General features: G+C 72.3%; 23 protein-coding genes. 9 read left to right on the top strand and 14 right to left on the bottom strand.

Annotated elements, in window-relative coordinates; all coding sequences use genetic code 11:
* The 3 genes from Ae331Ps2_RS18410 to Ae331Ps2_RS18400 form a co-directional block, all read left to right on the top strand.
* Positions 1-412, top strand: a 412-nt coding sequence (locus tag Ae331Ps2_RS18410) for a transposase family protein (RefSeq protein ID WP_254864910.1), incomplete at its 5' end; no start/stop codon positions are given.
* A 448-nt stretch (positions 413-860) separates the two neighbouring features.
* Positions 861-1,628 carry a 2-phosphosulfolactate phosphatase gene (locus tag Ae331Ps2_RS18405; RefSeq protein WP_212611730.1) on the top strand — a complete coding sequence of 256 codons (768 nt, stop codon included), beginning with the start codon at positions 861-863 and terminating at the stop codon, positions 1,626-1,628.
* 272 nt (positions 1,629-1,900) lie between these two features.
* A complete protein-coding gene (locus Ae331Ps2_RS18400) occupies positions 1,901-2,725 on the top strand; it encodes a transposase family protein (RefSeq protein WP_075313133.1) in 825 nt (274 codons plus the stop codon).
* Here the strand turns inward: Ae331Ps2_RS18400 and Ae331Ps2_RS18395 are convergent, their stop codons facing one another.
* The 3 genes from Ae331Ps2_RS18395 to Ae331Ps2_RS18385 all read right to left on the bottom strand — a co-directional run bounded on the left by Ae331Ps2_RS18395 (position 2,726) and on the right by Ae331Ps2_RS18385 (position 4,703).
* Entirely contained in the window at positions 2,726-3,793 is a 1,068-nt protein-coding gene (locus Ae331Ps2_RS18395; RefSeq protein WP_075307519.1) for a hypothetical protein, read from the bottom strand.
* A 5-nt stretch (positions 3,794-3,798) separates the two neighbouring features.
* Positions 3,799-4,050, bottom strand: coding sequence for a hypothetical protein (locus Ae331Ps2_RS18390; RefSeq protein ID WP_075307521.1), 252 nt, complete (start codon positions 4,048-4,050; stop codon positions 3,799-3,801).
* 173 nt (positions 4,051-4,223) lie between these two features.
* Positions 4,224-4,703: a DUF456 domain-containing protein gene (locus Ae331Ps2_RS18385; protein WP_020627871.1), complete on the bottom strand. Its 480-nt coding sequence runs from the start codon at positions 4,701-4,703 to the stop codon at positions 4,224-4,226.
* Positions 4,704-4,933: 230 nt separating this feature from the next.
* On the opposite strand from Ae331Ps2_RS18385, the gene Ae331Ps2_RS18380 reads away from it, so the two are divergent.
* The 4 genes from Ae331Ps2_RS18380 to Ae331Ps2_RS18365 are packed head-to-tail and all read left to right on the top strand — an operon-like array spanning position 4,934 to position 10,680.
* A complete protein-coding gene (locus Ae331Ps2_RS18380; RefSeq protein ID WP_020627872.1) occupies positions 4,934-5,917 on the top strand; it encodes an ABC transporter permease in 984 nt (327 codons plus the stop codon).
* Position 5,918: 1 nt separating this feature from the next.
* Complete coding sequence (locus tag Ae331Ps2_RS18375) at positions 5,919-6,875, top strand: ABC transporter permease (RefSeq protein WP_060712828.1); 957 nt, start codon at positions 5,919-5,921, stop codon at positions 6,873-6,875.
* On the top strand, positions 6,872-8,944 hold the full coding sequence (locus Ae331Ps2_RS18370; RefSeq protein WP_075307523.1) for an ABC transporter ATP-binding protein: 2,073 nt from the start codon (positions 6,872-6,874) through the stop codon (positions 8,942-8,944). Before Ae331Ps2_RS18375 ends, Ae331Ps2_RS18370 begins: the two co-directional genes overlap by 4 nt.
* A 41-nt stretch (positions 8,945-8,985) precedes the next feature.
* Positions 8,986-10,680, top strand: coding sequence for an ABC transporter family substrate-binding protein (locus Ae331Ps2_RS18365; RefSeq protein WP_075307525.1), 1,695 nt, complete (start codon positions 8,986-8,988; stop codon positions 10,678-10,680).
* Between the two features lie 160 nt (positions 10,681-10,840).
* Here the strand turns inward: Ae331Ps2_RS18365 and Ae331Ps2_RS18360 are convergent, their stop codons facing one another.
* From Ae331Ps2_RS18360 to Ae331Ps2_RS18330, 7 genes are all read right to left on the bottom strand, one after another.
* Positions 10,841-12,157 (bottom strand): pitrilysin family protein, encoded by a 1,317-nt coding sequence (locus tag Ae331Ps2_RS18360; protein ID WP_075307527.1) that lies wholly within the window; start codon positions 12,155-12,157, stop codon positions 10,841-10,843.
* A 64-nt stretch (positions 12,158-12,221) separates the two neighbouring features.
* Positions 12,222-14,498 carry a polyribonucleotide nucleotidyltransferase gene (locus Ae331Ps2_RS18355; protein ID WP_075307529.1) on the bottom strand — a complete coding sequence of 759 codons (2,277 nt, stop codon included), beginning with the start codon at positions 14,496-14,498 and terminating at the stop codon, positions 12,222-12,224.
* A gap of 244 nt (positions 14,499-14,742) precedes the next feature.
* A complete protein-coding gene (gene rpsO / locus Ae331Ps2_RS18350) occupies positions 14,743-15,012 on the bottom strand; it encodes a 30S ribosomal protein S15 (RefSeq protein ID WP_020621572.1) in 270 nt (89 codons plus the stop codon).
* A gap of 300 nt (positions 15,013-15,312) precedes the next feature.
* Positions 15,313-15,852: a helix-turn-helix domain-containing protein gene (locus tag Ae331Ps2_RS18345; protein ID WP_083695722.1), complete on the bottom strand. Its 540-nt coding sequence runs from the start codon at positions 15,850-15,852 to the stop codon at positions 15,313-15,315.
* A 64-nt stretch (positions 15,853-15,916) separates the two neighbouring features.
* The gene (locus tag Ae331Ps2_RS18340) at positions 15,917-16,879 is read right to left on the bottom strand and encodes a bifunctional riboflavin kinase/FAD synthetase (protein ID WP_075307531.1); all 963 of its coding nucleotides are present in this window, start codon (positions 16,877-16,879) and stop codon (positions 15,917-15,919) included.
* Positions 16,880-16,944: 65 nt separating this feature from the next.
* Positions 16,945-17,841 carry a tRNA pseudouridine(55) synthase TruB gene (gene truB / locus Ae331Ps2_RS18335; protein ID WP_075307533.1) on the bottom strand — a complete coding sequence of 299 codons (897 nt, stop codon included), beginning with the start codon at positions 17,839-17,841 and terminating at the stop codon, positions 16,945-16,947.
* Between the two features lie 9 nt (positions 17,842-17,850).
* On the bottom strand, positions 17,851-18,510 hold the full coding sequence (locus Ae331Ps2_RS18330; RefSeq protein ID WP_075307535.1) for a response regulator transcription factor: 660 nt from the start codon (positions 18,508-18,510) through the stop codon (positions 17,851-17,853).
* A 116-nt stretch (positions 18,511-18,626) separates the two neighbouring features.
* Here Ae331Ps2_RS18330 and Ae331Ps2_RS18325 point away from each other — a divergent pair, with 116 nt between their 5' ends.
* Positions 18,627-20,093 carry a cation:dicarboxylate symporter family transporter gene (locus Ae331Ps2_RS18325; protein ID WP_075307537.1) on the top strand — a complete coding sequence of 489 codons (1,467 nt, stop codon included), beginning with the start codon at positions 18,627-18,629 and terminating at the stop codon, positions 20,091-20,093.
* Positions 20,094-20,217: 124 nt separating this feature from the next.
* Complete coding sequence (locus Ae331Ps2_RS18320; protein WP_075307539.1) at positions 20,218-22,029, top strand: ATP-binding protein; 1,812 nt, start codon at positions 20,218-20,220, stop codon at positions 22,027-22,029.
* A 358-nt stretch (positions 22,030-22,387) separates the two neighbouring features.
* Here Ae331Ps2_RS18320 and Ae331Ps2_RS18315 read toward each other — a convergent pair whose 3' ends face one another.
* From Ae331Ps2_RS18315 to rbfA, 4 genes are all read right to left on the bottom strand, one after another.
* Positions 22,388-23,818: an MATE family efflux transporter gene (locus Ae331Ps2_RS18315; RefSeq protein WP_075307541.1), complete on the bottom strand. Its 1,431-nt coding sequence runs from the start codon at positions 23,816-23,818 to the stop codon at positions 22,388-22,390.
* Positions 23,815-24,453 (bottom strand): class I SAM-dependent methyltransferase, encoded by a 639-nt coding sequence (locus Ae331Ps2_RS18310; protein ID WP_020623266.1) that lies wholly within the window; start codon positions 24,451-24,453, stop codon positions 23,815-23,817. Before Ae331Ps2_RS18310 ends, Ae331Ps2_RS18315 begins: the two co-directional genes overlap by 4 nt.
* 127 nt (positions 24,454-24,580) lie before the next feature.
* Positions 24,581-25,567 carry a bifunctional oligoribonuclease/PAP phosphatase NrnA gene (locus Ae331Ps2_RS18305; RefSeq protein ID WP_075312112.1) on the bottom strand — a complete coding sequence of 329 codons (987 nt, stop codon included), beginning with the start codon at positions 25,565-25,567 and terminating at the stop codon, positions 24,581-24,583.
* Between the two features lie 8 nt (positions 25,568-25,575).
* On the bottom strand, positions 25,576-26,022 hold the full coding sequence (gene rbfA / locus Ae331Ps2_RS18300) for a 30S ribosome-binding factor RbfA (RefSeq protein WP_020623264.1): 447 nt from the start codon (positions 26,020-26,022) through the stop codon (positions 25,576-25,578).
* Positions 26,023-26,095: the final 73 nt, after the last annotated feature.

Raw genomic sequence — 26,095 nt, 5'->3', positions numbered from 1 at the left:
CGGGAACATCCAGGTCCTCACCGCACCTGATGGATGGCCGCTATGGACCAGCGACGTGCGGCCGGGCCGCGAGCACGACACCCGCTGCGCCCGTACCCACCCCGGGCTGCTCGAGGGCCTGGCCGCGTTCACCGACGACACCCACGCCGAGCTGGGCGACCTCGGCTACGAAGGCGAAGCCGACCGGCTCACCGTGCCCATCAAACTCGCCCCCGGCCGCGGGCAGACGGTCAACCAGCGCACCGTCAACACCCTGCACTCAGCCCTTCGTGCTCTGGCCGAACGCGGAAACGCCCTGCTCAAGACCACCTTCGCCGCGTTGCGGCGAGTCACGCTATGTCCCTGGCGCACCGGCGCGATCACCGCAGCTGCGCTCGTACTACTCCACACCGAGTACGACCGCACGACATGATCAACCCGCTACTGAGAACACCTCAATGTTCTTTCTGGCTGGGCGACACTCTCCTCCCTTCTTGATGAACAAGCGCGATGCATAGGAAGGATGCACCTGGACGCAGCGATGGGGGATCGGTACTGCTTGGCAACTAGATTCGAGCAACTCGCCGATCTTGAGTCGAGGTTGTATGTGGCCGCAATTGACGCCAGGGCTTGTGATCGAAAGTGAACGTAGGTATCTCCACTGCGGAGCCGCACGATGACGAGAGCCCTTGGGCTACTGCTAGCGCGGGCTCGCACTGCTAGTCGAAGTAACGTGCTGCGAGTTTCGAATGCTGCCGGATCCGCCTCTTGAGGATCAAGGCGCCGCCTCCGGCGGCGCGGGCCGGCCCAGCCGCCCGGATTGCGCCCTGCTGTCAAGTCGATCGAAGCAGCTGCACGGTGGTGCCTCTACTGTCGCCCACGTGACCCGGATCAACGATGCGCATCGCCAGAGCACGTACTCGCTGCGTCTGGACTGGGGGCCAACGGGCGCCGATGCGCTCGGTCCAGGGTGCGACGTCGCGGTCGTCATCGACGTCCTCAGCTTCACAACGACGCTCACAGTCGCCGCGGATCGCGGAGTTGTGGTCTACCCCTACCAGTGGCGCGGCGAGAGCGCGGAGACCTTCGCGAGGGAGCATGACGCGGTGCTTGCGGTCGGCCGTTCCCATGTCCGGCACGGACAGATCAGCCTGTCCCCGGCGAGCGTCCGCGCGGCGCCCGCAATGTCGCGCCTTGTCCTGCCATCCCCGAACGGGTCGACCATCGCCGCTCGACTCGCTGCCACCTCGCCAGAAGTGCTCGGTGTCGGACTCCGTAACAGGCAAGCGGCCGCGGAGTGGCTGCATCGTCGGGGTCAGGCGGATTCGACGCTGCGCGTGGCTGTGATCGCAGCGGGGGAGCGCTGGCCCGACGGTGGTCTTCGCCCCGCCGTAGAAGATCAGTGGGGAGCGGGGGCGCTCATGAAGGAACTCGTCGAGCATGGCTGGAAGAACCTCTCGCCCGAGGCGCATGCAGCGATCGGAGCCTTTGACACAATCTCGGATGATGTCGAGGGTGCGTTGCGGCGGTGCGCCAGCGGGCGGGAGCTCATCGACATCGGCTTCATGGACGACGTAGAGACAGCCGCGCAGCTCGATCAAAGCGCCGCTGTCCCGCTCCTGCGCGGTGACGCCTTCACCCCGCAGTAGATCCATACGTCCAACCTTCGGGCTCCGCCCGAACCCGGCACCGCTTCGTAGATCAAGAGGAGTGCGGCGGGGGTGGTGATCTCCTCACGGCGCGCCGAGACGGTTGCCAGCCCGAGGGGTGGGGTACAAGGCGGGACTGAGTGAGGTGTTCTCAGTAGCGGGGTGGCAGGTCGTGGCGACACGCCGAGGGTGGTGAGATGAGCGGGAACGGGGCAGGACCCCGGTAGATCGGTTCGGTCCAGCACAGATCGACACCGTCACCGAGGTCCTGCATGTCTGATCCTGTCACCTACACCGCTGTCCTCCCGATCGGGGAGCGCACCGTGGCCTATCTGGCGCGGCTCCTGGTCCTTCAACGCCGTCGACGTGGCACCCGGCGGCGGGCGTTGACCCCGTTCGCCCAGGCAGTGCTGGTGATCCGCTGGTTCTGTGATGCTACCCGGGTCCGATGTTTGGCCGGTGACAACGCGATCAGCACTGCAACGGCCTACCGTTACCTGCACGAAGGCATCGACGTCCTCGCCGCGGCCGCACCCGGCCTGCACGGAGCCCTGCTCGCCGCCCGCACAGCCGGGCACACCCACGTGAATCTCGACGGCACCCTGATCGCCACCGACCGGTGCCGCGCGCTCGGCCTCACCCCCGGGGTCGACCTGTGGTGGTCGGGCAAGCACCGCCGCCACGGCGGGAACATCCAGGTCCTCACCGCACCTGATGGATGGCCGCTATGGACCAGCGACGTGCGGCCGGGCCGCGAGCACGACACCCGCTGCGCCCGTACCCACCCCGGGCTGCTCGAGGGCCTGGCCGCGTTCACCGACGACACCCACGCCGCGCTGGGCGACCTCGGCTACGAAGGCGAAGCCGACCGGCTCACCGTGCCCATCAAACTCGCCCCCGGCCGCGGGCAGACGGTCAACCAGCGCACCGTCAACACCCTGCACTCAGCCCTTCGTGCTCTGGCCGAACGCGGAAACGCCCTGCTCAAGACCACCTTCGCCGCGTTGCGGCGAGTCACGCTATGTCCCTGGCGCACCGGCGCGATCACCGCAGCTGCGCTCGTACTACTCCACACCGAGTACGACCGCACGACATGATCAACCCGCTACTGAGAACACCTCAATGGGACAGGCGCCCTCGAAGTCGAGAAGGTGCACCCGCCCCCGGGATCCGACCACGATGTTGGCCGGCTTGCAGTCGTTCCAGATCCAGCCGTGGGTGTGTACCGACCGCACGGACTCGGCGAGGCGCAGCACGATGGCACGCAGTGTGTGTGCCGGAACGTGTCCGTGGACCATCTGCGCGACGTCCACACCCGCGATCGGCTCCATCTTCAGGTAGACGTGCCCACCTGCGGTCTCGACGCCGGTCAGGACCGGCATGCAGCCCAGTCCGCGCAGAGCCGTGAGCGCATCCGCCTCGTCGAGGCCCCGTCGACGGCCGTCGACACCGTCGAAGTCGGTCTCACCGTGCCTGCGCCCCTCCTTGGCGATGCACAGGTGGCGCCGACCGGCATTGCGATCCACCGCGAGGTAGACGCCGCCCTTACCCCGCTGGCTGACGGCCCGGAGCCCGACGAACGACATCGCCTCCTGTCGGTGCACCGTCCGGGCCCGCCACACAACCGGGTCCCGCACCCACGCCGGAGGCTCCGTGTCGGAACGACGGTCGGGCACGACCTGCCCGTCGGGGCCCCTCAGGTGGCACGCCCCGAGCGTCGTGTCGACCGAGGGGTCGACGACGCCGTACCGGTAGAAGACCGGACGACCCGCGGCCAGCTGCTTCTCGAAGGGGACCGCGGGCCAATGATCGCAGTCCTCGGTGGCTGCGACGAGTGCGTCCCCGAGTGCGACGAACTCCTCGTCGGAGGACGGATAAACGGTGAAGATCTTGCCGATCTGAGAGTACGTCGGTCCTATTCCCTGGTTCAGCCGGGCCACTCCAGCGAGGGTCCGCGGACATTTCGCGAGGACGCCGTACTCCCGCACGATCTGCGCGACCCGATCGAGGATCACGGGCACCGTCATGACCGTGGCCGAGACATGGATCTTCCACCCGGCATGGGGAAGATCCGCGTCCTCGGGCGGCGAGGTGAATCGCCACTCGCCCCGCTCGCACGGGAAGGTCCGCGACGACTCCCGCAGCCAGTCGTCAGCGAGGTGCACGCCCGTTACGCCTCCTGCACCGCGGTCAACGTCGTCAGCGTTGCGGTCGTCACGGTCGTCGGGCTGGTCAGCGTGCACGTCGTCGCCGTCGTGACGGTCGTCGAGAACTCGGCTTCATTCCCGGCCGCCTGGGTGAGGTTCCCGAGTCCGGCCGGATCGAGCGCCATCTTGCGCCGCAGGTCGTCGGTGGTGGCCGTGCCGCTCACGACCTTGTTCAAGGTGGTGCGCATGTCCTCCGCATAGGCCTCGTCGGTCACGAGTCGATTGACGTATTCGGCGACGGAGTTCTTGTGAGCATCAGGCATGAGAGCTGCTCCTCGTCCTGGGATTCGCGTCTTCGCCCTCGTAGTGTTCGCTCCCCCCGAACGTCGGACATGATGCGAATTGACGATATCCGGGCATGCCGAGCGGGCAGTCCACGCCGAAGGACTCACCCTACGACGAGGCCGCCGATCCACACCGCGACCGTGACCAGCCCCGCGGCGAGCTCGATCAGGATGCTCCAGCCGACGGCGGTGAGCGCCTCGCGTGCCGAGCGCCAGGCGGTGGCGGCGTCGGGCAGACGGGCCAGCTCGGCCAGCCAGACCCCGAGCACGAACCCGAGGAACAGCCCGACCACCGGCACGACGAAGAACCCGACGACGCCCAGCACGAGCCCGGCGAACAGGGTGCGGGTCGGGACCCCGGCGGCCTTGAGCCGGCGTCCCGGGAGCAGGTACTTCGCGACCTGGCCGGCGACGGTGACGAGCACCGCGATGCCGAGCACCCACCAGCCGACCGCATCGCCGCGCGGGACCGCCCAGACCGCGACCCCGCCGACGATCAGCAGCGGCCCGGGCAGGACCGGCAGCACGATCCCGGCCAGTCCGACGAGCATCATCAGGCCGGCGACGACGGCGAGGGCGGTCATGGCGCCCAGCCTGCCAGCAGGTCCGGCGGTTCCCTCGGACGAACCCGCGGTGCCGGGAGGGTGTCATCATCACGAGTGGGTAAACGCTGTGAGCCGGGACTACCAACTTCTGGTACTGGCGTGCCAGCCTCGATGTCGCCCGAAACAGTGACACCCGCTCACCTGCGGTCGTCCCACCACCCGCGCGCTGCCGGTCACCACCGCACCGCGGACGAACAGAGAAGAGCAGCGTGCTCCGGTACCTCCTGCGCAGGGGCGCCGGGTGGCTCGCGATGATCGTCGTCGCGACCAACCTGGTCTACTTCCTCGCGAACTCCTTCCTCGACCCCCGGGTCAACTACCTGCAGCTGCGACCGCCGCGCACCGACGCGGAGATCGCCCGGTCGCTGGGCCAGTACAACCTGGACTCGAACGTCCCGGTCCTGGAGCGGTGGTGGATCTGGATCACCGGGATCGTGACCCGCTGGGACTGGGGCACCAGCCCGATCGGCGACCCGGTGAACGCGCAGGTGGCGTTCCGCGTCGTGGTGTCCGGGCAGCTGGTGTTCTTCTCGCTGCTGCTGTCGATCGTGATCGGGGTGGCGCTCGGGGTCTACTCGGCCCAGCGCCAGTACCGGCTCGGTGACCGCGCCGCCCAGCTGACCTCGGTGTTCACCCTGAACATCCCGTCGGCGGTCGCGGCGCTGGCGGTCGTGTTCGTCGCCATCGCGATCAACCAGGGTGTCGGCGGGACGCTCTTCTACGTCGCGGGGTCCGAGTCGCCCGGGGTCACCGGGTTCTGGCCGCTGCTGGTCGACCGGGCCCAGCACCTCGTACTGCCGACGATCTCGCTGCTGATCATCTCCTACGCGGGTTACCACCTGCTGCAGCGCTCGATGCTGCTCGACGTGGTCAACTCCGACTACGTGCGGACCGCCCGGGCCAAGGGGCTGACCCGCAGGCAGGCCATCCGGCGTCACGGGCTGCGCAGCTCGATGATCCCGGTGGCGACTCAGGTGGCGTTCGCGATCCCGGCGCTGTTCACCGGTGCGGTGATCACCGAGAAGACCTTCGCCTGGCAGGGCATGGGCGACTACTTCATCCGCACCATCTCGACCAACGACATCCACGGCGTCGTCGCCACGGCGGCGTTCGGCGCGGTGACGACGGCGGTCGGCGCCATGCTCGCCGACATCGCGGTCGTCGCCCTCGACCCGAGGGTGCGGGTGGGCTGACATGAGCCTGAACATGCCCGAGCTCGCCCCCACCGTCTCCGACGGTGCCGACGGCGCCCCGGGGCCGGGCGCACCCCGTCGTCGCCGGGGTGCCCGCGCCGCGCTGGTCTGGCGTCGCTACCGGCGCAACCGGCCCGCGATGGCAGGTCTGGTCGTCTTCGGTCTGCTGGTGCTGTTCTCCCTGGTCGGCGGGTTCCTCTCCCCCTACGACCACACCGACGTCGACTTCGCGGCGCTGACCGCGGCGCCGTCGCTGGACCACCCGCTGGGCACCACGGCCGGCGGTAACGACGTCTACGCCCAGGCCGTGCACGGCCTGCAGCGCTCACTGACCATCGCCGTCACGGTCTCGCTGCTGACCACCCTGATCGCCGCGGTGGTCGGGGCGGGCGCGGCCTACCTGGGCGGCGGGCGGACCTGGGCCCGGCGCGGCGAGCGCGTCCTGCTCACGGTCGTCCACTTCCTGATGGTGGTGCCGTCGTTCCTGATCCTGGCGCTGGCCTCCCAGTGGGGGTCGGGCGACTACCGGATCCTGATCGTCGCCCTGACCCTGCTGGGCTGGATGACCACCGCCCGCGTGGTCTGGACCGTCGCGACGACGCTGCGCGAACGCGAGTACGTCTCGGCCGCCCGCTTCATGGGGGTGTCCGGGCCGGGGATCGTCTTCCGCCACCTCATCCCGAACATCGGCTCGCTGCTCATCGTCACCTTCACCCTGAACGTGGCGAGCACCGTGCAGAGCGAGACCGCGCTGTCGTTCATCGGGTTCGGCGTGCAGATCCCCGACGTCTCGCTGGGCACGATGCTCGCCGACGGCGGCTCGTCGATGGCGACCGCGCCGTGGATCTTCATCGTGCCGTCGGTGCTGCTGGTGCTGCTGACCGCGTCGCTCGCGTTCGTCGGCGACGGCCTGCGCGACGCCCTCGACCCGACGTCCCGGGCCGGAGGCAGCGCATGAACGCCCCCGTGCTGTCCGTGCGCGACCTGACCGTCGCGTTCCCCTCCGAGGCCGGCCGGGTGGCGGCCGTCCGCGGCGTCGACTTCGACCTGTTGCCCGGGCGCACGCTCGGCATCGTCGGCGAGTCCGGATCCGGCAAGTCGGTGACCTCGCTGGCCGTGATGGGCCTGCTGCCCGAGACGGCGTCGGTGACGGGCTCGATCACCCTGGCCGGCCGCGAGCTGGTCGGACTGTCCGACGAGGAGCTGTCCGGGATCCGCGGCAACGACATCGGGATGGTCTTCCAGGACCCGCTGTCCTCGCTGACACCGATCTTCACCGTCGGCGACCAGCTCGTCGAGGCCATGCAGATCCACCGCGACATCGGCCGCGCGAAGGCCCGCGAACGTGCGGTCGAGCTGCTCGACCTGGTCGGCATCCCCGATCCTCGACGACGCGTGCGCGCCTTCCCGCACGAGTTCTCGGGCGGCATGCGTCAGCGCGTGATGATCGCGATGGCGATCGCGAACGACCCGTCGGTGATCATCGCCGACGAGCCGACGACCGCCCTGGACGTCACCGTGCAGGCACAGATCCTCGACGTGCTGAAGGTGGCGCGTGACGAGACCGGCGCCGCCGTCGTCATGATCACCCACGACCTGGGAGTGGTCGCCGGGGTCGCCGACGACGTGCTCGTCATGTACGCCGGGCGCCCGGTCGAGACGGCCCCGGTGGACGAGCTGTTCGCCGCGCCGCGGATGCCGTACACGATCGGTCTGCTCGGCGCGGTCCCCCGCGTCGACAGCGTCGAGCGGCGCCCGCTGGTCCCGGTGCCCGGCAGCCCGCCCGCACCGACCGACCTGCCGACGGGCTGCCCGTTCGCGCCGCGCTGCCCGGTCGCCGTCGACGCCTGCCGCACCGCCGAGCCGCCGCTTCGGCCCGTCCCGGGTCGCGACGGCCACGCCGCCGCCTGCGTGCGGACCGGCGAGATCGTCGACGGTGCGATCGACGGCGAGCCCGTGTTCGCCGTTCCGGACCTCCTCCTCGACGACGACCGCGCCGGCGACCGCGAGACCCGTCCCGCGGTGCTGTCGGTGAGCCACCTGCGCAGGACGTTCCCCCTGATGAAGGGGTCCCTGGTGCGACGCCGGGTCGGCACGGTGCACGCCGTCGCCGACGTGGACCTCGACATCCGCCGCGGTGAGACCCTCGGCCTGGTCGGCGAGTCCGGCTGCGGCAAGACCACGACGCTGCTGGAGATCATGAACCTGCTCCCGCCGGAGAGCGGGACGATCGAGATCGCCGGAACCGACGTCGCCACGCTGCGCGGCCGCAGCGACATCGCCGCGCTGCGTCGCGAGATCCAGATCGTGTTCCAGGACCCGATGGGCGCGCTCGACCCGCGCATGACGGTCGGCGACATCCTCACCGAACCGCTGCGGGCGGCCGGCTGGACCGACCGGGACCGGGTCGCCACCCGGGTCGACGAGCTGATGGCGCTGGTCGGTCTGGACCCGGAGCACGTCGACCGGTTCCCGGCGGCGTTCTCCGGCGGGCAGCGCCAGCGCATCGGGATCGCCCGCGCGCTGGCGACGAAGCCGTCGCTGCTGGTGCTCGACGAGCCGGTGTCCGCCCTCGACGTCTCGGTGCAGGCCGGGGTGCTGAACCTGCTCACCGCACTGCAGCGCGAGCTGGGGCTGAGCTACCTGTTCGTCGCGCACGACCTGTCGGTGGTGCGGCACGTCGCGGACCGGGTCGCGGTCATGTACCTGGGCCGGATCGTGGAGTCCGGCGCGGTCGCCGACGTGTTCGGCAACCCGCAGCACCCTTACACCCAGGCGCTGCTGTCGGCGATCCCGGTGCCGGACCCGCAGGTCGAACGGACCCGGCAGCGGGTGGTGCTCTCCGGGGACCTGCCCAGCCCGACCGACGACGCGCCGGGCTGCGCGTTCCTGGGCCGCTGCCCGCTGGCCCGGACGCTGTCCGAGCACGAGCGCTCGCGCTGTGCCGGCGAGACCCCCGAGCTCCTGGTCAAGGACGGCGCGAGCGACGCAGACTCCGACCACCGCAACGCCTGCCACTTCCGCTGACCCACCTCAACCCCGACCGGGGAACCGAACGAAGGAGAGACATGCGCAGACCCATCCGACGCGGGGCGACCACCGCCGCCGTCGCGGCGCTGGCCCTGGTGCTGGCGGGCTGTGGCGGAGGTGGCTCCGGCGGGCCCGCGCAGACGGCCGAGTCGCTGTCGACGACGCCGTCGTACAACGCCCAGCCCTACGAGAACGTCAAGGACGGCGGCCAGGTCACCCTGCCGTTCCGCTCGGACCTGAACCCGCAGTTCAACCAGTTCCAGGGCGACATGACGACGGACACCCGTCTGGCCTGGGGCTTCTACAACCCCATGGTCATCACCTTCACCCCCACCGGTGAGCCGGTGATCAACCCGGACTACGTGACCAAGGCCGACACCGTCGACAACGGCGGGAAGACCACCGTCACCTACACGATCAACCCGAAGGCCGTCTTCAACGACGGCACGCCGATCGACTGGCGGGCCTTCGAGTCGACCTGGAAGGCCAACAACGGCAAGGACAGCGCCTTCATCCCGAACTCCACCGACGGCTACGACCGGATCACCTCGGTGACCCGCGGTGCCGACGACAAGCAGGCCGTCGTCGCCTTCAACGGGCCCAACCCGTGGTGGCAGGGCCTCTTCAACAACCTGCTGCACCCGAAGGCGGCCACCCCGGACGTCTTCAACAAGGGTTACCTGAACAACCCGCATCCCGAGTGGGGCGCCGGCCCGTACGTCCTGTCGAACTTCGACAAGCAGAACTCGACGCTCACCTTCGAGCGCAACCCGAAGTGGTGGGGCAAGAAGGGCAAGCTCGACCGCATCACCCTGGTGCAGATGGAGACGCAGGCGAAGGTCAACGCCTTCCGCAACGGGCAGATCGACGCCGCCGAGGCGGAAACCGCCGACCTGCTCGCCCAGGCCCGCAGCGTGCCGAACGCCGACATCCGCATCTCCGGGACCCCGGCCAACTTCCTGCTGACGCTCAACAGCACCACCCCGGTCCTCAAGGACCCCGCGGTCCGCAAGGCGGTGTTCGACGCCATCGACCGAACCCAGCTCGCCAAGATCGCGTTCCAGGGGCTCGACTACACCGAGGACCCCGGTGGGTCGTTGGTGCTGCAGCCCTACCAGAAGGGCTACGAGGACAACCTCGCCGCCGCGGTCGCCTTCGACCCGGAGCGCGCGAAACAGGGCCTCGACGCCGCGGGCTGGGTCGCCGGCCCGGACGGCGTCCGGACCAAGGGCGGTCAGCCACTGACCTTCACCTACGTACAGACCGGAGACACCCCCACCAAGCGGGCGTCCTCGGGTGCCATGGTGGCCATGCTGAAGAACATCGGCGTCGACCTCAAGGTCCGCGTCGTACCCTCGACCGACTTCTCGAAGGTCATGGCGAACAAGGAGTTCGACATGGTCTTCAGCGGATTCAAGTCCTCGGACCCGTACGGCGTCGCCTACATCTGCCAGCAGTACTGCTCGGACTCGACGCTGAACAAGTCCGGCACCGGCACCGGCACCGCCGCGCTCGACGAGGAGCTGCGCAAGGTCAACACCCTGCCGACCGCCGACGAGCAGTACGCCGCCGCGAACGCGGTGGAGAAGAAGGCATTCGCGACGTACGGGCTGCTCCCGGTCTACTCGGGCCCCGCGATCTGGGCCACCAAGCCCGGGCTCGCGAACTGGGGCGCAAGCCTGTTCGCCTTCAACCCGCTGCCCGAGACCCTCGGCTGGCAGAACGGATCCTGAGCGACCCCGCACCACACCGACGGAGCCCCGGACCCGCACCGGGTCCGGGGCTCCGCCTCTGCCTCCTCGACACACGAAACGGGCCCCTCGTACGGAAGTTCGTACGAGGGGCCCGTTCGTGCGTAGGAAGCCGCCCGGCGAGGCGGCCGAAAGGGTGGGGTCAGGCCAGGTCCCGCAGGGCGACCGGGAGGTCGTCGACGTCGGCGTAGGGCCCCACGACGGCCGCCGTCAGCGGCTGGGCCAGCAGGTCCGCGGCCAGCGCCGCGACCTCGCCCGGGGTGACCGCGTCGATGCGGGCGAGGCTGTCGGCCAGCGACCGCTGCCGCCCGTGGTCCAGCTCGGCGCGGCCGAGCCGGTTCATCCGCGACGCGGTGGCCTCGCAGCCCAGCACCAGTCCCCCGCGCAGGGCGCCCTGGGCACGGACGACCTCGGCCTCGGTCAGTCCGTCGGCCGCGACCCCGCCGAGCACGTCGCGCACCACGGCGACGACCTCGCCGAGGCGTTCGGGGGCGCATCCGGCGTACACCGACAGCGCGCCGGCGTCGGCGTAGCGCACCGTCGAGGAGTAGACCTGGTAGGCCAGCCCGCGCTGCTCCCGGACCTGCTGGAACAGCCGCGAGGACAGCCCCCCGCCGAGGGCGGAGTTGAGGACGGCGAGCACCGGGAGGCCGCGGCCGGCGCGGCCCGCGGTGGGCACGCCGAGCATCACGTGGGCCTGCTCTGACTCGTCGTCGAGCAGCCCGAGGGCACCGGTGCGGACCGGGCGGACACCTGTGGCGCTGCGCGGGGGCACCGGACGGGCCCCCTCGTGGTGCCGCGCGGCCGCGCCGAGGGCGGCGGCCACGAGCTCGGCGACGTGGGAGTGGTCGAGGTTCCCGGCCGCGGCGACGACCATCCGCGGCGCCGTGTACTGCCCGCGCCAGAAGCTGTGCAGGGTGTCGCGGCTCATCGCCCGGACCGACTCCTCGGAGCCGATCACCGGGCGCCCCAGCGGGTGGTCGCCGAACAGGGTCTCGTCGAACAGGTCGCCGAGCAGGTCCTCCGGGTCGTCGTCGCGCATCGAGATCTCCTCGAGCACGACGCCGCGTTCCAGCTCGACGTCGGTGTGCGCCAGCTCGGCGTCGGTGACGACGTCGGCCAGCACGTCCACCGCGAGCGCCACATCGGTGTCGAGGACGTGGGCGTAGTAGCAGGTGTGCTCCTTGGCGGTGAACGCGTTCAGCTCACCGCCGACGGCGTCCATCTCCTCGGCGATGCCCGCCGCGGTGCGCCGCCGGGTGCCCTTGAACAGCAGGTGTTCCAGGAAGTGCGCGGCGCCGGCCTGCTCGGGTGTCTCGTCGACCGAGCCGATCCCGATCCAGATGCCGAGTGCCACCGAGCGGACCCCGGGCACGGCCTCGGTGACCAGCCGCACCCCGCCGGGCAGATCGCTGCGGCGGACGGTGTCACCGGAGTCGGCGTCGGGGAGCGGGGACACACGGGCGGCGGCCCGGGAGGAGTCCCGGGCCGCCGTCGCGTGGTCGTTCTCAGATGCCAACAGTTCAGCTCGGGTTGGCGGCGGCCTCGGCCGGAGCCTCGGCGTCGACGACGCCCTCGGCGGGCGCCTCCGCGACCGCGGACTCGTCGACCACCGGGATCAGCGAGATCTTGCCGCGGTTGTCGATGTCGGTGACCTCGACGCGCAGCTTGTCGCCGACCTTGACGACGTCCTCGACCTTGCTGATCCGCTTCCCGTTGCCGAGCTTCGAGATGTGGACCAGGCCGTCCTTGCCGGGGACCAGCGAGACGAAGGCACCGAACGCGGCGGCCTTGACCACCGTGCCCAGGAAGCGCTCGCCGACCTTCGGCAGCTGCGGGTTGGCGATCGCGTTGATCATGCCGATCGCCTCCTCCGCGGAGGGGCCGTCGTTCGCACCGACGTAGATCGTGCCGTCGTCCTCGATCGAGATGTCGGCGCCGGTCTTCTCGGTGATCGAGTTGATCATCTTGCCCTTCGGGCCGATGACCTCGCCGATCTTGTCGACCGGGACCTTCACCGCGGTGACCCGCGGCGCGTACTTGCTCATCTCGTCCGGGCCGTCGATGGCCTCGCCGATCACCTCGAGGATGGTCAGGCGGGCGTCCTTGGCCTGGTTCAGCGCGGCGGCGAGCACCTCGGACGGGATGCCGTCCAGCTTGGTGTCCAGCTGCAGCGCCGTGACGAACTCCTTGGTGCCGGCGACCTTGAAGTCCATGTCGCCGAAGGCGTCCTCGGCGCCGAGGATGTCGGTCAGCGCGACGTAGCGCGTCTGGCCGTCGACCTCGTCGGACACCAGGCCCATCGCGATGCCCGCGACCGGCGCCTTCAGCGGCACACCGGCGTTGAGCAGCGACATCGTGGACGCGCAGACCGAGCCCATCGAGGTCGAGCCGTTCGAGCCGAGGGCCTCGGAGACCTGGCGGATCGCGTAGGGGAACTCCTCGCGGTTCGGCAGGACCGGGATCAGGGCCCGCTCGGCGAGCGCGCCGTGGCCGATCTCGCGGCGCTTCGGCGAGCCGACGCGACCGGTCTCACCGGTCGAGTACGGCGGGAAGTTGTAGTGGTGCAGGTAGCGCTTGCGCGTCTCCGGCCCCAGCTGGTCGATCTGCTGCTCCATGCGGAGCATGTTCAGCGTGGTGACACCCATGATCTGGGTCTCGCCGCGCTCGAACAGCGCCGAGCCGTGCGCCCGCGGGACGACCTCGACCTCGGCCGACAGCGGCCGGATGTCGGTCAGGCCGCGGCCGTCGATCCGGACCTGGTCGGTCAGGATCCGGCGGCGGACCAGCTTCTTGTTCAGCGCGCGGAACGCGTTGCCGAGCTCGGACTCGCGGCCGACGAAGCGCTCGCCGAGCTTCTCGAGCACCGACGCCTTGATCTCGTCGGTGCGGGTCTCGCGCTCCTGCTTGCCGGCGATGGTCAGCGCCTGCGCCAGCTCCTGCTCGACGGCCTCGGAGACGGCCTCGAAGGCGTCCGGCTGGTAGGCCGGGAACACCGGGTAGTCGCCGGTCGGCTTGGCGGCGACGTCGGCCAGCTGCTGCTGGGCGATGCACAGCGAGCGGATGAAGGGCTTCGCGGCCTCGAGGCCGTCGGCCACGACGCCCTCGGTCGGGGCGGTGGCGCCGCCCGCGATCAGCTCGATCGTGTTCTCGGTGGCCTCGGCCTCGACCATCATGATCGCGACGTCGTCGCCCACGATGCGGCCCGCGACGACCATGTCGAACGCGGCGCGGTCGAGCTGGTCGTGGGTCGGGAAGGCGACCCACTGGGTGTCGGTGCCCGCCTCGTTCGCGATGAGCGCGACGCGGACGCCGCCGACCGGGCCGGAGAACGGCAGGCCGGCGAGCTGGGTGGACGCCGACGCGGCGTTGATCGCCACGACGTCGTAGGGGTCCTTCGGGTCGAGCGACATGACCGTCACGACGACCTGGATCTCGTTGCGCAGACCGTCCACGAAGGACGGGCGCAGCGGGCGGTCGATGAGGCGGCAGGTCAGGATCGCGTCGGTGCCCGGGCGGCCCTCGCGGCGGAAGAACGAGCCGGGGATCCGGCCCGCGGCGTACATCCGCTCCTCGACGTCCACCGTGAGCGGGAAGAAGTCGAACTGGTCCTTCGGCCGCTTCGAGGCGGTCGTGGCGGACAGCAGCATGGTCTCGTCGTCGAGGTACGCGACGACGGACCCGGCAGCCTGGCGCGCGAGCCGGCCGGTCTCGAACCGGACGGTGCGGGTGCCGTAGGTGCCGTTGTCGATGACGGCGGTGCTCTCGTGCACGCCGTCCTCGGAGATGACGTCAGTCATACGGGGGTGTTCTCCTCGTCGTTGGGAGTGGTCTTCGTCTACCCCCACCACCGTGGCGCCGGCTCGATCCCCTGCTGGGCCGGTCTTCGATCGAAGCCCCCGGCCGCGCGTCGCGCTCCGGGGGCCACTACCGAGGACCGGCGGATGTCCGGTCGCCTCGCGTGGCGGGCTCTGTTCAGTTGTGTCGCTCGGTGTTACGGAACGACCCGGCACCGGGAACCGGTGCCGGGTCGCCCCAGGCGGGTCAGCGGCGCAGACCCAGCTTCTCGATCAGCGCGCGGTAGCGGGCGACGTCGACCTCGCGCAGGTACTTGAGCAGCCGGCGACGACGACCGACCAGCAGCAGCAGGCCGCGCCGGCTGTGGTGGTCGTGCTTGTGCTGCTTCAGGTGCTCGGTCAGGCCGACGATGCGCTGCGTCAGCAGCGCGACCTGGGCCTCGGGGGACCCGGTGTCGGTGGCGTGGGTGCCGTACTGCTCGAGCGTGCTCTTCTTCTCGGCGGTGGTCAGTGCCACTGCTCAACTCCTTCATCCTTGAGACGGTCCGTGGGGCCGTGACGTCCGACGAAACCCGGGTGAACCGGCGGGACGGCAGGAAGTCGGTCGCGGCCGCCACGGACTGCAGCCGGACCCGAGGTGAAACGGTACCAGCGACGGGTGCGCCGACCGCCGCCGACCCGCGTCACCCCGGTGTGTGGTCCGGTGTCCCGGCGTTGTGTGCTCCGGTGTCCCGGCACGCGGCGGGACCCGGTGGACCACCGCGGCCACCGATGCGGGTCACCCCACCGCGTCCGCACCCGGGGTCGGCAGCCGGGCTCAGCGCCGTCCGGCGGCGGCCCGGCGCAGCACCTCGGCGATCTCCGGGAACGCCGCGGCCAGCTCGGCCGCCGCCGCGACGAGCCGGGCCGGCGCACTCACCCCGCGCAGCGCGTCCTCCGCGGTCGGCTCGGCCGGGGCCCGTCGCGGCTGCGGCACCGCCGGCCCGGTCGTGGGTGCCTGCCCGGCGCAGCGGCAGGCACCGGTCGGTGCACCCGGCGTCGGCTCCTGCCGGACCCTGGCCAGCAGCACCTCGCGTTCGGCCTCGGGCACCGGACCGTGCGCGAGCCGCCGGTCCAGCGCGGTCATCCGGCCCAGCACCGCAGGGTCCCCGATCTTGACCCGGCGCCCGCCCGCCAGCTGGGACAGCATCGCCGGGCTCAGCCCGATCGCGGCGGCGAGGCGGGCCTGGGTGATGCCGAGGCCGGTCGTGAGCCGGCGGATGCGTTCGTCGAGGGGCTCGCCGTAGATCGCGCTCTGGCGGTCGCGGTTGCGCGCGATCTCCTGCGCCACCGGGTCCACGGTGCGGGGGTCGTCCATGCCTGCCAGCCTCGGTGACCACGCGGTTTGGCGCGGTCGTTCGGCCCCGGCAGGGGGTTTTCACCTAATCCGGCACCCAGTCGGGTCCGGTGGCGTCGCCGGCCGCGGTGAGGATCTCGCGGCAGGTCTCCACGTCGCGGCCCATCTGCGCGACGAGCGCCTCGACGCCGTCGTAGTGCTCCTGGCCGCGCAGCCGCTCGACGAACTCGACGCTGACCTCGTGGCCGTAGAAGTTCTCGTCGACGTCGAGGACGTAGACCTCGACGGTGCGCACCCGCCCGGAGAACGTCGGGTTGGTCCCCACCGAGATCGCGCCCATCAGACGACGGTCGCCGATGCGGAACCAGCCCGCGTAGACGCCGTCGGCGGGGATCGCGGTGTGCGGCGGGGTGGCGACGTTCGCGGTCGGGTAGCCCAGGTCACGGCCACGTTTGTGGCCGTGCACGATCACGCCGTCCACCCGGTGCCAGCGGCCCAGCGCGTGCGCGGCGTCGCGGACGGCCCCGGCGGCGATGCAGGACCGGATGTAGGTGGAGGAGAAGGTCACGTCGTGGTCGGAGACCAGGTCGAGCGCCTCGCAGGCGAACCCGAAGCGACGGCCCAGCTCGGCGAGGGTCCCGACGTCACCCTCGGCCCGGTGGCCGAAGGTGAAGTTGCTGCCCACCACGACGACGGCCGCGTGCAGCCGGTCGACCAGCACCTCGTGCGCGAACCCGGCGGGCGGCATCCGGGACAGCGCCTCGGTGAACGGGATGACACAGAAGACGTCCGCGCCCACCTCGGCCACGAGCTCGGCCCGCCGGTCGAGTGTGGACAGCCGCGCCGGGTGGGTGCCGGGCCGGATCAGCTCGGCCGGGTGCGGGTCGAACGTCACGACGACGGCGGGCAGGCCGCGCTCGTGCGCCCGTTCCACCGCGCGGGAGATCAGCTGCCGGTGTCCACGGTGCACCCCGTCGAACACGCCGACGGTCACGACGCACCGGCCCCAGCCGGGCGGAACCGCCTCCAGACCACGCCACCGCTGCACGGGCGCGAGCCTAGGCGAACCGGGCCGGGTCCCGCGCAGCGGGCGACCGCGCTCGGCCCGCAGGGTCAGCCGGCCGGCGCGAGCACGACGACCGGGCGGGCGGCGGCACCGCGGTCGGCCATCAGGGCCAGCGCGGCGCCGTCCGGGGCGAACACCCCGTAGGTGCCCGCGATCCCGGCCGCCGGCAGTGACTTGCCGAACCGCACGTCGGTGGCGGCCGAGGCGTCGAGGTCGACCCGCGGGAACGCCGTCGCGACGGCCGCGGCGAGGTCCAGCGACAGCCCGGGTTCCTCTTCGAGCTGCTCGACGGTGCGCGCGTGCTCCAGGGTGAAGGGTCCGACCCGGGTGCGCCGCAGCGCGGTCAGGTGCCCGGCGGAGCCCAGCGCAGTGCCGAGGTCGCGGGCGAGCGCGCGGACATAGGTGCCCGAGGAGCAGTCGACGGCGACGTCGAGGTCGCACCACGGGCCGTCACGGCGCACCGCGAGCAGCTCGAACGCCGACACGGTGACCGGGCGGGCCGGGATCTCGACGGTCTCGCCGTCGCGGACCCGCTGGTAGGCGCGCTTTCCGTCGATCTTCACCGCGGACACCGCGCTGGGGACCTGCATGATCTCCCCGGTCAGCGCGGCCATGGCGGCGCGGACGGCGTCGTCGTCGGCCCCGACCGGGACGGGCTCGCCGACGGGCGTGCCCTCGGCGTCGTCGGTGTCGGTGCCCTGCCCGAGCCGCACGGTCGCGGTGTAGGCCTTGGTGTCGAGCGACAGGTGCCCGAGCAGCTTGGTGGCCCGCTCGATGCCGACGACCAGCACCCCGGTCGCCATCGGGTCCAGCGTCCCGGCGTGGCCGACCTTGCGGGTGCCCATGATCCGGCGGAGCTTCCCGACGACGTCGTGGCTGGTCGGGCCCCGGTCCTTGTCGACGATCACGAGGCCGGGCGGCGGGGGCGGGTTGCGTGCGGGCACGCCGGGACGCTAACGCGCCAGCCGGTACCCGACTCCACGGACCGTCACCACGACGTCGCGGGCCCCCAGCTTCGACCGCAGCGACGCCACGTGCGCCTCCAGCGTGCGTGCCGCGGACGCGTCGGCGGTCCCCCACACCTGTTCCAGCAGCTCGGTGCGCGGCAGCACCGCTCCCTCCCGGCGGGCGAGCGCGGCGAGCAGGTCGAACTCCTTGCGGGTCAGCGCGACCTCGGTGCCGGCCGCGGTCACCGCCCGCCGGTCGAGGTCGACGACGACGTCGCCGACGCTCACCGTCGCGGCCACCGCCGCGCCGGTGGCACGACGCAGGACGGCCTCGATCCTGGCCACCAGCTCGTCGGTGGAGACCGGCTTGACCAGGTAGTCGTCGGCGCCCGAGCGCAGTCCCTGCACCCGCGCCGCGACGTCGCCGCGGCCGGTGATGGCGAGGATCGGCACCCGGGACCGCTCCCGGATCTCCCGGCAGACGCCGATGCCGTCGCGGTCGGGCAGGCCCATGTCGAGCAGCACGACGTCGGGCTCCCGCTCGGCGACGGCGGCGATGGCCGCGGACCCGCTGGTCACGAGGTCGGTCGGGTATCCCTGGCGGACGAGGCTGCGTCGCAGGGCGTCGCCGAGGACCGCGTCGTCCTCGACCAGCAGCACCCGCACGGACCCACCCTAGTCACGATTCCTCAAAGCTTCCTCAAGCTCGGTGCCCCCGCGGTTGCCCCACGACACGCCCCGGCTCCATCGTGTCCGCACCGAACACGTCGAGGAGGACGGACATGGCCGAGGTCGCCAACGCAGACGGCTCGTCCGGGACGGGGTCCACCACCCCCACCCGGACCAAGAAGAAGGTCTACACCCAGCTCTGGTTCTGGGTGCTCGTCGGCATCGCGTCCGGCATCGCGGTCGGGTTCCTCGCTCCCGGCTTCGCCGGTGAGCTGAAGTGGCTCGCCGACACGTTCGTCCAGATGATCAAGGTCATCATCGGCCCGGTCATCTTCTGCACCGTCATCGTCGGCATCGCCTCGCTGGGCAACCTCGCCCGGGCCGGGGGGCTCGCCGCGCGGGCCATGGGCTACTTCCTGATCATGACGGTGATCGCGCTGACGCTCGGCCTCATCGCCGGCAACGTCTTCCAGCCGGGTGCCGGTTTCGAGGGGCAACCGAGCGCAGCGGAGCTGACCCGGGCCGAGGGACAGTTCGAGACCGGGGCCCAGGAGTCGGGTGTCATCCCGTTCATCCAGGACTCGCTGCTCCCGAAGAGCTTCTTCGGCCCGTTCGTGGACAACTCGGTCCTGCAGGTCCTGGTGCTGGCCATCCTGGCCGCCTGCGCCATCTCCTCGCTGAACCCGGCCCTGCGCAGCCGCCTGGTCGGCGGCATCGAGGGCATCGCCCAGGTCATCTTCGGCATCATCAAGATCATCATGTGGGCCGCGCCGGTCGCCGCGTTCGGCGGCATGGCCTACACCGTCGGCCAGATGGGCGGCGCGTCGCTCATCAACCTGCTCAAGCTGATGCTGGTCTTCTACGGCACCTGCCTGTTCTTCATCGTCGTCGTCCTCGGTGCGGTGTCCTGGATGGCAGGCATCAACATCTTCAAGGTCATCCGCCTCATCAAGGACGAGCTGCTGATCATCCTCGGCACCTCGTCGTCGGAGTCGGTGCTGCCGCGCTTCCTCACCAAGCTGCAGTCCGCCGGTGCGTCCAAGCAGACCGTCGGCATGGTCATCCCGACCGGCTACTCGTTCAACCTCGACGGCACCTGCATCTACCTGACCCTGGGTGCGCTGTTCATCATCCAGGCGGGCAACGAGTACCTGCCGATCGGCGCGCAGATCGCGCTGGCCGTGCTCATGGTGCTCACCTCGAAGGGCGCCGCGGGCGTCACCGGCGCCGGCCTGGTCACCCTGGCCGCGTCGCTGCAGGCCTTCGGCGGGGAGTTCTTCACCCCCGAGGCCATCGTCGTCGGTCTCGCGCTGATCGTCGGCATCGACCGCATGATGTCCGAGGGCCGTGCGCTCACCAACGCGATCGGCAACGTCGTGGCGACCTTCGTCGTCGCCCGCTGGAACGGCGAGCTCGACCGCGAGCGGCTCGCCGCGGTGCTGGACGACCCGAAGCTCGTCGAGGCCGACATGGAGGCCGCGCACGGGGGCGGTGCCGCCGACGAGCAGATCGAGCAGGCCGCCGAGGGCGCCGAGAAGCCCGAGTCCGGCTCCCGCGAGAAGGTCGGCGCGGGCTCCTGACCACGGCGCGGGTCCTCCTCCCATGACCGTCGCACCCCCGCGGAGCCGGCAGGCCCGCGGGGGTGCCGACGTCCCGGCCGGTGCACGGGTCCCCCTGCCACTCCCGCGGTGGCAGGCTGGGCCCGTGCGCCGGCCGTTCCGTTCCTCCCCACCGCTGCAGCGGTCGCGGCTGGTGCGGCGGCTGTTCCTGCTCCAGGTCGTCACCGTGCTGCTCACCGTCGGCGGGCTCGCCGCGCTGGGTGTCGTCGGTGCGACCCGCCTGGAGCACGACGCCGCCGGGCGGCTCACCACCGCCACCGCGCTGTCGCTGGCCTCCGATCCCGAGGTCGTGTCCGCGGTCGGCGAGGGCGGCGGGCTCGCCACCCTCGCCGGGCGGCTGCAGCCGGTGGCCGAACGCGTCCGCCGGGCCACGAACAGCAGCTTCGTCGTCGTCATGTCCCCGCAGGGCATCCGCTACAGCCACTACAACCCCGACGAGATCGGGCGGCCGTACCAGGGCAACATCGTCCCGGCACTGGCCGGACGCACCTCCACCGAGGTCTACACCGGCACCCTGGGCCCCTCGGTCCGCACCGTCACCCCGGTGCTCGTCGACGGCCGGGTCGCCGCGGTCGTGTCCGTCGGCGTGCTGCAGACCCGGATCAGCGATCTCGCGCTGCGCTGGCTGCCGGGCATCCTCGCCGCGGCCGTGGTCGCGGTGCTCGTGGGCTCGGGACTGGCGGTGGTGCTGGCCCGGCGGCTGCGTCGCCAGACCCTGGGCCTGGAGCCCGAGGACATCACCGCCGCCTACACCCACCACGAGGCGGTGCTGCACGCCGTCGGCGAGGGGCTGCTGGTCGTCGACGGCGACGGGCGGCTCGTCGTCGTCAACGCCGAGGCCCGGCGGCTGCTCGGCCTGCCCGACCACGACTCCCCCGGCGACCCCGCCGTCCCGGGCCGGCCGCTCACCGGGCTCGGCATGGACCCGGCCGTCGCGGCCGTGCTCACCAGCGGGCTGCGCTCGGACCTGCGCGACCGGGCCGCGCTGGCCGGGGAGCGGGTGCTGCTGGTCAACAGCAGGCACGCCGGGCCGGCCGCGGGCCCGGGGACGCGGGTGTTCACCCTGCGCGACCGCACCGAGCTGGCCGGGGTGCTGCGCGAGCGCGACGAGGCCCGCGACACCGTCGCCGCGCTGTCCGGGCAGGCGCACGAGTTCGGCAACCGGCTGCAGACCGTGCTGACCCTGATCGAGCTCGGCGACACCGCCGACGCCGCGGCGGCCGGCACCGCGGCGCTGGACCGCACCCGCGGGCCCGGCGCGCGGATCGTGGCCGAGGTGTACGACCCGGTCCTGGCCGCGCTGCTCGCCGACAAGGCGTGGCAGGCCTCCGAGCACGACGTCACCTTCTCCGTCACCGACGCCTGCGACCCCGACGTGCTGCCGGAGCTGCGGCTGCCCTTCGCCGCGAACGACCTGGTCTCGCTGGTCGGCAACCTCGTCGACAACGCGGTCGAGGTCGTCACCGGGCGCGCCGGGGAACGGTCGGTCGCGGTCGTCCTGCGCACCGGGCCCGACGGCCGCGAGCTGCTCCTGGAGGTCGCCGACAGCGGCCCCGGGGTGCCCCCCGACACCGCCCGCGAGCTGTTCACGTTCGGGTTCAGCACCCGTGCGACGCCCGGCGGCCGCCCCCGCGGCATCGGGCTGGCGCTGGTCGACCGGATCGCCCGCCGCCTCGGCGGGTCGGTGACGGTCGGTGCCCGCGACGACGGCACCGGCGCCGTGTTCACCGTGCGGCTGCCGCTCCCGGCCGCGCCCCCCGGGGACACCGGACCGCCGGAGGACCCCGGCCCCCCGGTACACCGGCCGGACGCCCCGGTACACCGCCCGGACGCCCGGGTGGACCGGCCGGACGCCCCGGGCCACCGGCCGGAGACCTCGGCCACCGGCCGGGGCTGACCACCTGCCGCCACCGGATCCCGGCCCGCGGGGAACGCGACCACAGCCCGGCACATCCCGTCCGGTGCCCCGTCCCGGAGGCGCCGAGTGGCACGTCACATACCTCCGGGCCCCACCACAGAGTGCCTGGTGTGCCACTCGGCCGTCCGGACTCCGTCGACGGGTCGCTCCACGCACCGCGGCGAACGGGCCCCGTCGCGGCGACGGAGGGGTGCGGACTCGTTCGTCCTGCCCGGCCGAGGCCGACGACCCCGGCGACCGGGCGGACATCTCCTGCGGGCCGAGCAGGCCGGCCACCGAGCCACCGGGGCCCGCAGCCCGGGGAGGGCCACATCGCGGGGTGCAGCAGGTCGGACGGTCAGGCCCGGATCTCCCCCGGGACCGCCCAGCGCCCCGACCGTGCCCGCAGCCCCACCGCGACCAGGCGGACCACCATGAACGCGGCGAGCCCGGTCCAGATCCCGGCCAGCCCCCACCCGAACAGCAGGGACAGCCAGATCATCGGCAGGAACCCGCCCAGTGCGGCGAGCAGCGTGGTGGTGCGCAGGAAGGCCGCGTCACCGGCGCCGAGCAGCACACCGTCCAGGGCGAACACCACCCCGGCGATCGGCTGCAGCGCGGTGAAGAACCACCACGCGGCGGGGATCGCCGCGAGGACGGCCGCGTCGCGGGTGAACACCGGCGGCAGGACGGGATAGAGCGCGGCGAACAGCACGCCGAACCCGCAGCCGAGCACGAGGCCGTAACGGGTCACCCGGGCGGCGAGCGCCCGCGCCGGACCCGTGTCCGCACGGTCGCCCCCGGCGCGGTCGTCGGCAGAACGGTCGTCAGCAGCACGGTCGCCGGCAGCACCCTGCTCGCCGGCAGCACCACCGAGGGCGGCCCCGACCAGCGACTGCGCCGCGATCGCGACCGCGTCGAGCACCAGGGACTGGAACACCCACAGCTGCAGCACGATCTGGTGCGCGGCGACGGACTCGGACCCGAACCGGGCGGCCACCGCCGTCGCGGACAGGAAGCAGGCCTGGAACCCCAGCGACCGCACGATCAGGTCGCGGCCCATCGTCGCCTGGGAGCGGAGGACCGCGGTGTCCGGGGCGAAGCGGACCGGGTCACCGGCGGGGGCGCGCCGTCGTTCGACGACCAGCGCCCGCAGGAACAGCGACGCCGCGACGGCCTGCCCCGCGACGTTCGCGATCGCCGAGCCCTCGAGCCCCCAGCCCGCCCAGTCCCCCGCCCCGTGCACCAGGAGCGGGCAGAGCAGCGCGGACAGCAGGTTGCCGCCGATCACGATCCACATCGGACGACGCGTGTCCTGCACCCCGCGCATCCACCCGTTGCCGGCCAGCGTCACCAGGACCAGCGGGGCACCGAGCAGGGCGATGCGCAGCCACGAGACCGCGCCCTCGGCGATCGCCGGGTCCCCGGCGATCAGCCCCGCCAACGGTGCGGCGGCGAGCTGTCCGAGCGCGACGACGAGCAGCCCGACGCCCAGCGCCAGCCAGGTCGCCTGTACTCCCTCGGTCACCGCGGCCGAGCGGCGCCCGGCGCCGTAGAACCGGGCCGCGCGCGCCGTCGTCCCGTAGGACAGGAACGTCAGCTGGGTCGTGACCTGCGCGAAGAGCACCGCCGCGACGGCGAGCGAGGCCAGCGGCAGCCCACCCAGCCGTCCGACGACGGCCGTGTCGACCAGCAGGAACAGCGGCTCGGCCGCCAGCACCGGGAGAGCGGGCAGGGCGAGCCGGAGGATGTCACGGGGCCCGCCCGCGAGAGGGGCGGGCCGGGTCACCGACGAGGGCGGCGGCAGAGGAAGCAGAACGCGGGCGGCAGGTTGCGCCACACCGTCCGGGTCATCACGACCTCGTCGAACGTGTCGTGCAGAGTCGCCTTGAACCGCCGCGCCGAGGGCATCGGCAGGGTGTGGGAGTAGGCGAACGTCGCGAACGCGCCGGTCTCCCCCACTGCCCCGACGACCTGGTCGAGGATCTCCTGCTGCATCACGCGGTCGAACAGCGACCAGGGCAGCCCGGAGATCACCGCGTCGACCGAGGTGATGTCCCGCTCGGCGAGCAGCGCCCCCAGCTTGCGGGCATCGCCGTTCACGACCTCGACGCCCGGGTGGCGCTCCTGGAGGTAGCGGGCCATGCCCGGGTCGAGCTCGACGGCGAGATGCCGCCCCTCCGGGGGCAGCCGCCTGCTGACCTGCGTGGTGACGGCGCCGGTGCCCGGCCCCAGCTCGACGACGACCGGGGCGCCGTGCCCCGGCGCGATGCGGGCCAGCTTCGCCGACAGCCGCGGCGAGCTCGGCCACACCGCACCCACCCGGGCCGGGTTGCGCAGCCAGGCACGGAGGAACTCCGGCCACCCGCTGGACGCGTTGCCGTGACTGTCGCCCCCGCGGGCCGCAGCGGGCTCGGATCGCACCGCACACCTCCTGGTCTCGCGGGACACGCTACGTGCCCCGACGCCGTGACGCCGGACCGCCCCGAGGTGTACCCGGTCGTGATGTCGGGGCCGTGTACCCGGGATGAACCCGGTCAACCGGGCGTTCTCAGCGGGCCAGCTCCGCACGCAGCAGCGCCAGGATGCCGTCGCGGGTGCCGGCGCGCTCGAACCCGGCCGCACCGGCGTGCCCACCGCCACCGAGCGCCGTCGCCACCCGGGACAGGTCCGGGGAACCGCTGCCGCGCAGCGACACCGACCACTCACCCGGCGCCGTCTCGGTCAGCAACGCCGCGACCCCGCCCCCGGCCGCGGCCTGCAGCGACCCGACCAGCGTCACCGTGCGGTCCCGGAACCGGGCCGCGGTCGCCACGTCGACGGCGGCCCACACCAGGTCCGCCCCGGCGGCGACGCCCGGTTCGCGATGGGCCCCGGCCAGCACCGTGGCCTGCGCCGCGAGCCACGCGAACGGCACCGGTCCCCCGATGTCCCGCAGCAGCGGGGCGGGCTCGACGCCGGCGTCGACGAGCTCGGCGCCCAGCCGGAGCGCGTCCGAACCGCCGCGCCGGAAACCGCCTGTGTCGGTGTAGAGCCCCGCGAACAGCGACCGGGCGAGGACCGCGTCCAACGGGGTGCCCAGCTCGGCGAGCACCTCCCGGACGAGCGTCACCGTCGCCGGGGCCCCCGGGTCGACGAGGTACCGGTCCGTGAACGCCGCGAACGACGCGTGGTGGTCCACCGCCAGCGACGACCCGGCCGTGTCCAACACCGGCTCCAGGTCCCCGAGCCGACGGGCCGCGGAGATGTCGCAGCAGACCAGCAGGTCCGGCGAGCGCGGCGCGTCCACCGAGGCGACGACGAGCCCGTGGGGATCGAGGCTGTCGACCAGCGCGGCCGGCACCTGGTCCGGCCCACCGAACGACACGGTGACCGGGGTGCCCGCGCGGTGCAGCGCCGTGGCCAGGGCCAGGGCGCTGCCCGCGGCGTCCGCGTCGGGCCGGACGTGCCCGACCACGAGCACGTCACGGGCCCGGCGCAGGATTGCCGCGGCCCCGGCCGGATCGACCGGACCGGGGCCCGGGACGGTCTCGTGCACGACGCCGGTCACTCGTCGTCGGTCTCCCGCGGCGCCTTGTACGGATCCGGGTCCCCCGCCGGGGACGCCGTGGCCGCCAGCCGGGCCACCTCCTCGTCGGAGGCGCGGGTGCGCGCCAGCAGCTCCTCCATCCGGCGGGCCGTGTCCGGCACCGCGTCCAGCACGAACGCGAGGCTCGGCGTGTGCCGCACCCCGGTCTGCTGCCCCACCCGGCTGCGGAGCACTCCGCTCGCGCTCTGCAGCGCCGCGGCGGCGCCCGCGGTGTCCGGCTCCTCTTCCAGCGAGGCACCCATGACCGTGTAGAACACGGTCGCCTCGCGCAGGTCCCCGGTGACACGGGTGTCGGTGATCGTCACCATCGCCAGCCGCGGGTCCTTCACCTCGTGCTCGAGGGCCTCCGCGACGATCTGCGAGATCCGCTTCGCGAGCTTGCGGGCGCGGGCCTGGTCGACCATGTCCTGCTCCTTCCACCGGGTCGTGCGAGACCGAGTCTAGGCACGGGTCGCGGGGTTGCGCCGCGCCCGAGCG

It is taken from the genome of Pseudonocardia sp. Ae331_Ps2 (assembly GCF_001932405.1).
Lineage (GTDB): Bacteria > Actinomycetota > Actinomycetes > Mycobacteriales > Pseudonocardiaceae > Pseudonocardia.
This window is presented reverse-complemented; position numbering and strand designations above follow the sequence as displayed.